Origin of the sequence: Sphingomonas sp., from assembly GCF_013812825.1 — a bacterium.
Taxonomy (GTDB): domain Bacteria; phylum Pseudomonadota; class Alphaproteobacteria; order Sphingomonadales; family Sphingomonadaceae; genus Sphingomicrobium.
In genome coordinates, this window is the sequence record NZ_JACCSU010000096.1 from 1 (window position 1) to 5,568 (window position 5,568).

General features: G+C 69.6%; 6 protein-coding genes and 1 tRNA gene. 1 reads left to right on the top strand and 6 read right to left on the bottom strand.

Translation table 11 applies throughout. The features are described from left to right. Positions 1-103: 103 nt before the first annotated feature. Positions 104-742: an LON peptidase substrate-binding domain-containing protein gene (locus H0T81_RS12495; protein ID WP_294013754.1), complete on the bottom strand. Its 639-nt coding sequence runs from the start codon at positions 740-742 to the stop codon at positions 104-106. Positions 743-785: 43 nt separating this feature from the next. Beyond that, on the bottom strand, positions 786-1,694 hold the full coding sequence (locus tag H0T81_RS12500) for a tetratricopeptide repeat protein (RefSeq protein WP_294013763.1): 909 nt from the start codon (positions 1,692-1,694) through the stop codon (positions 786-788). Positions 1,695-1,859: 165 nt separating this feature from the next. Between H0T81_RS12500 and H0T81_RS12505 the strand changes: the two genes are divergently transcribed. Continuing rightward, positions 1,860-1,934: transfer RNA gene (locus tag H0T81_RS12505), tRNA-Gly, on the top strand. Between the two features lie 15 nt (positions 1,935-1,949). Here H0T81_RS12505 and H0T81_RS12510 read toward each other — a convergent pair. The 4 genes from H0T81_RS12510 to H0T81_RS12525 form a co-directional block, all read right to left on the bottom strand. Next, on the bottom strand, positions 1,950-2,375 hold the full coding sequence (locus H0T81_RS12510; RefSeq protein ID WP_294013756.1) for a hypothetical protein: 426 nt from the start codon (positions 2,373-2,375) through the stop codon (positions 1,950-1,952). 69 nt (positions 2,376-2,444) lie between these two features. Next, positions 2,445-2,843, bottom strand: a complete 399-nt coding sequence (locus H0T81_RS12800; protein ID WP_366474387.1) for a 2OG-Fe(II) oxygenase — start codon at positions 2,841-2,843, stop codon at positions 2,445-2,447. Positions 2,844-3,078: 235 nt separating this feature from the next. Next, positions 3,079-4,167, bottom strand: coding sequence for a class A beta-lactamase (bla, locus tag H0T81_RS12520; RefSeq protein ID WP_294013758.1), 1,089 nt, complete (start codon positions 4,165-4,167; stop codon positions 3,079-3,081). A 206-nt stretch (positions 4,168-4,373) separates the two neighbouring features. Then, the coding region (locus H0T81_RS12525; protein WP_294013760.1) for an ATP-binding cassette domain-containing protein at positions 4,374-5,568 on the bottom strand (1,195 nt) is incomplete at its 5' end.

The following is a 5,568-nucleotide window of genomic DNA, read 5'->3' on the forward strand; positions in this document are numbered from 1 at the left end:
CGTGAGCGGCGGGGAGGGGGACCATCCAACGAAGATTGGATGGTGGAGGGGTCCGCCACCGAGGCCGGTGCTCGCTCGTCCCCCGGACGAGCTGCGCTCCAACCTACTGAATCGTCGGCTCGATATCGGCGCCGGCGCTGGTCGCCATCCGCTGGAACTGCATCAGCTGGACCAGCAGGTCGGCGCGCGAGTCCAGGCTCTCGGCCTCGAGCAGGGCCTGCTTGGCGCCGACGTCGAACGGAGCGACCTGGGCGATCGCGTTGACCAGCATCTCGTCGTCGAGCCGGCCGACCGCCGACCAGTCGACCGCCAGCCCGAGGACGTCGCCGAGGCGCCGCGCTTCCTGCTCGACGTCGGCCCGAAGCGCGAGCGGCAGCGGCGGCGGCTCGCGGTCGTCGAACGCGGCGACATCGATATCGGCGTTGCGGTAGGGCGTTTCCATCTCGGCCTCGCCGACCAGCCGGAAGCGGCCCGATCCGCCGAGCACGATATTGTAGCGGCCGTCTTCCAGTTCCTCGACTCCGACGATCTCGCCGACGCAGCCGACCGCGTAGAGCGGCGGATTGACGGGATCGAGGCTGACGGGTTGGATCATGCCGATGGTCCCGGCTCCGTCGAGCGCGTCGCGGACCATCTCGCGGTAGCGCTCCTCGAAGATGTGCAGCGGCAGCTGCGAGCGTGGGAACAGGATCGCGCCGGCGAGCGGGAAGATCGGCACCCGCAGGATCAGCGCCTCCTTCACGCTGCGGCGGGCGTCATGTCAAAGGGCCGCATGCGGCGCGGCATCACGTGAACAGGAGCGCCGACAGCCGCCGCCGCTGGCTTCGGGCCCAGGGGTCCTCGAGCCCCTGCGCCTCGAGGAGCTGGAGGAAGCGCTTGCGCGCCGCGCCCTCGTCCCAGTCGCGGTCGCGGCCGATGATCTCGAGCAATTCGTCCGCGGCCGAATCGCGATCCCCGGCCGCCATCCGCGCCCCGGCCAGCTCGAAGCGGGCGTCGAGATCGGCGGGGTCGGCCGCGATCCGGGCCTCGATCGCCGCGGTGTCGACCGGCGGCACCGACGCCAGCTCGAGCGCCGCCCGGGCGCGGGCGATCGCCGGATGCTTGGCGGCCTCGTCCGCGAGCTCGCCGAGGATGCTCTGCGCTTCGGCCAGCTCACCCGCCGCGGCCAGCGACCGCACCAGCCCGCCGGCGACCTCGGGATCGTCGGGCGCGAGCTCGCGGATCTGGCGGAACACCGACACCGCTCGCGGAGCGTCGCCCTCGGCGAGGAGCTGTTCGCTCATGGCCACAAGCGGCTCGATCTCGGGCTTGGCCGCCGCCGCCTCGTCCCCGGCGACCTTGATCTGGGCGAGCAGCTGGTCGAGCACCTGCTTGATCTGCGCCTCGGTCCGGTAATTGGTCAGGTCGGCGACCGGCTGGCCCTGGAAGAACGCGTAGACGGTGGGGATCGACTGGACGCGGAACTGGGCGGCGATCAGCTTGTCCTTCTCGACGTCGATCTTGACCAGCTTGACGCCCTTGGCCGCATAATCGCCGGCGATCTTGTCGAGCACCGGGCCCAATTGCTTGCACGGCCCGCACCACTCGGCCCAGAAGTCGAGGATGACGAGCGCGTCCATCGACGGCTGGATGACGTCGCGCTCGAAGCGCTCGATCGCCTCGCGCTCGGCTTCGCTGTGACCCAAGGTCGCCACGCTCGTTTCGCTCCCGCTGGCGGTGGTTTGTGAAGCGCCCATATGGGCGGCAGGCTTGTCCGCCACAAGCCAAAGCTGACGCACTTGCCGGACCGGCGAGCCTCATGCTAGGCGCGCGCCTCACCTCAGCCGACCGGCCAGATGGCCGACCGGCTCAGCTCACGAGCGGGCGTAGCTCAGGGGTAGAGCACAACCTTGCCAAGGTTGGGGTCGAGGGTTCGAATCCCTTCGCCCGCTCCAGATTTTCCCACGCCGCTAGTTGGTGTTGACCGTCACCGACGTGTTGCCGCCGACCGGTACCGTGGCGTCAACTCCGCCGGGCCTGACGTCGACCACCGCGCCGGTGTCGTCGATCCGCACTCGAGTGCCGCCGGGGTCGACCCGGTAGGAGACGCCGTCCTCGACGACGATCCGGCTGTCGTTGGGCCCAAGCGCGACTCGGGCGCCGCCGGGCTCGAGCCGATAGGTGACTCCATTCTCGACCACGATCCGGCTTCCGGCTGGCCACGAGCCGCCGGTGGTGGTGGCCGTGTCGTAGTTGCCGGCACCGGCCGCATTGTCGGCATAATCGGCGGCGTTGGCTTCGTTCGCGTAAGCCTCGTTGGTCTCGTCGTAATTATTGCAGGCGGCGACGCCGAGCGACAAGGCGCCGACGGCGACCGCGGTGATCAAGGTTCGCATGCTCTCCTCCTTCAGGGCCGAGCGATTCCAATATGGGTCAATGCCGCGATGCGCCGGCGGTTCCGCAGTTCACCCCGCGCTTCGCTCGCGAAACCATTTGGTCAGGATGTACTTGGTCCCGCGTCGGACCTTCATCCCCTGGTGGAGGGTCGCCGGGTTGGGCGAGCCGTTGGGCAGCAGGTTGTTCCAGGCGAGCAGCTTGCCGGTTTCCGGCTGCACGGTCTTGCCGATCAGCTTGAACCGGGTCGCTCCGCCGTCCTCGGGCCGGTTCAAATAGATCATCGCCGTCCACGTCCGCTGGCCGGCCTCCGCGCAATGCTCGAAATAGGCCGCGCCGCCCGGCTCGAAGGTGTCGGTGTGCGGCTTGAACTCCTGCCCTGGCGCGTAGCGCTGGCCCTGCAGCGGCTCGCTGAGGTTGAGCGGCAAGCCGAGCAACTCCGCGATCCGCGAGTCGACCGCCGCGACCACCGGGTCGCGCCAGTCGAGGTCGCAGGTCTCGCTGGTTCGAAAGGCGTCGATGCCCTGGTCGTCGGCAATCGCGGACGGCCGGCGCTGGGCGTCGATTCGGGCGATCAGCTCATCGCACTCGCCGGGACCCAGGAAATTGCGGACGACGAACAGCTCGAGCTTCGGGTTGGGAACGCGCTGGACGCCGGGCCTCGAGCCGAGCCGCTCGGCGGTCGCGGCCGCCGTTGCCGGCGCCTCAGAGCGTGTAGGCAGCGGCGTGCCTCATCTCGTGCTGGGCGATCACCGCCCGGACGACATTGTTCATCAGCCTCATGCGCGTCGGCAGCGGAGTCGAGGTGCGCTTGATCATCACCGCGACCGCGTAGCTGCGGCCGTCGGGCGCGGTCACGATGCCGATGTCGTTGTAGCCGGCCTGGACCGCTCCAAGCACCTGGCCGGTGCCGGTCTTGTGGCTGAGGCTCCAGCCCGGCTTGAGGCCGCCCTTCAAGCGATTGGCGCCGGTCTTGGTGTTGCCCATCACGGACAGCAGCCGGGCGGTCGAGGCGGGCGACAGCAGCTCGCCGCGCTTGAGCCGGGCGAGCGCATTGACGATCGCCCGCGGAGAGGCGCCGTCATATGGGTCCGCGACGTAACGGTCGAACGCCGCCTTGCGCAGCGAAAAAGGCAGCGCCCCGCGCGCCTTGTAAAACGCGCCGCCGACCGAATAGCTTTGCGACCACATCAGGCCGGCGATCTTGCTCTGAAGCGCGCGCTCGCCGTCGTAGAAGCGGATCGCGCCCAAATTCTTCTCGGCGATCATCGCCCGCACCGCGGCCGGGCCGCCGACCGAGCGCATCAGCTTGTCGTTGACGGTATTGTCGCTCTTGGTGATCGCCTGGTACATCAACTCGTTCAGCGACATGGTCGCGCCGCCGCCGAGGATTTTCGCGGCGACCGGCTGATGGAACAGGGTCAGGTCGCTGCGGGTCAGGGTCACTCGCTGGTTGAGGTTGACTCGACCCTTGTCGACCGCGTCGAGAGCGGTCATCGCGACCCACAATTTGCTCACGCTTTGCTGGGGGTAGAGCTCCTCGGCCTTCCAGCCGGTCCACCAGCCTTCGTTGACCGACTTGACCGCGATCCCGACGCGGCCGTTGAACTGGTTCCCGAGCGCGTCGATCCGGTTGCGGAGATAGGCCGGGGCCTGCGGCGGCAGCGCGGGACGAATGATCGGCGCGGGGGCGGGCGCCGGCGGCGGTGCGTACTGGCTCGCCGCGGATGCGCCGACCTGCGCCAGTCCGGCCACCACCAGCGTCAGTCCAACGCGGCTCCACAATGACGTCATGACTACTCCGCTCCCCAGATTCTTGCCCGTTTGCCAACATCTTAGTGAGCTGCAACTGAACCCCCGCTGTGCAGCAGACGGCCAAGATTCGCATTCGCGAGTCCGCTTGCCAAGCCCCTTTCGCAAGAATTTCAAGCGTCAACGGTCGGCGCCGCTGCCTATCCTCATCGGGTCAGCGGTCGGCGCCGCTGCCTATCCTCACAGGGTCAGCGGTCGGCGCCGCTTCCGGCCATCAGGGCCGAGGATTCGATCTCGTCCAGCGCCCGGTGGGCGGCGACATAGCGCCGCGCCTTTGCCACCCAGTCGCCGGCCCGCGAGGCGCCGGGAAGCCGCATCGTCTCGGCCAGCGCCGCGTCGACGTCGCCGGCTTCCAGGCGGCTCAGCGCTCGGCGGTAGCGCGCGTCGGGCTTGGTCGACGGAACGTCGGCGCGGCGGACGTTGACCAGCGAGCCGAGCTCGCGCTGGAAGTTGGACCACCAGCTGTTCCGCGGCCCGCCGCTTCGAAGCTGCGGCCCGAGCTCGTCATATTGCGCGATCAGATCGTCGAGGCGGACCGGCGAGCGCGACGCGGTGACGATGGTGGCGACGGCGCGCGGGTGGCGATTGCCGAAGCGGTCGACCAGCAGGGTTTCGAGATAGCCGAGCTGGACTCCGCGATCGATCGCCCGGCGCGCGGCGAACGCGACCACCAGCGCGTCGGTCCGGCCGGCCGAGCCTTCCGCCCGCCGGGCCGCGGTCTCGACCCCGGCGCGGTCCCCGGCACGGGCCAGGGCGCCGAAGGCCACGTTGTCGTGGGCCGATACCGGGTACTGGACGAAGTCCTGGAAGATCGCCGCCACCCGCTGCTGCCACGCCGCCGGGTCGATGTCCCGCAGGTCGGTGCCGTCGACGGTGATGCGCCCGCCGTCGACGTCGTAGAGACGGGCCAGGAGCTTGACCAGCGTCGTCTTCCCGGCGCCGTTCGTGCCCACGATGGCCAGCGACTGACCGGCGACGATGTCGAGGTCCAAGCCCTCGAACACGTTCTCGTCCCGCCCCGGGTACCCGAACCTGACCCCCTCGAAGCGGATGACCCGTTCGGGCAGGCCGCCGGCCGGCAGGTGGCCGCCCATGCTCTCGACGGCGACCGGGACGGCGTCCTGCAACGCTCGCAGCACCCGGAGCGACACAAGGCCGTCCTCCAGACGCAGGTCGTCCATGTCGAACCGCCCGAGGATGGCGATGGCCAGCACGGCCTGGGCATACACGATGGTGGCGCCCACGCCGATCGTGTCCGACGTGCCGTCCCGGACGACCAGGAGCAGCGCGCCGGCCTCCAGCACCAGGAGGCCCACCGACACACCGAGGGCGATCCACGCGCCCGACCGCCGCTCACGCCACACCGGCCGCATGGTGTCCAGG

Bases quoted from the DNA above. Each gene is read 5' to 3' on its own strand.
- bla (WP_294013758.1), bottom strand. From the start codon at position 4,167: ATGACGTCATTGTGGAGCCGCGTTGGACTGACGCTGGTGGTGGCCGGA.
- H0T81_RS12510 (WP_294013756.1), bottom strand. From the start codon at position 2,375: ATGCGAACCTTGATCACCGCGGTCGCCGTCGGCGCCTTGTCGCTCGGC.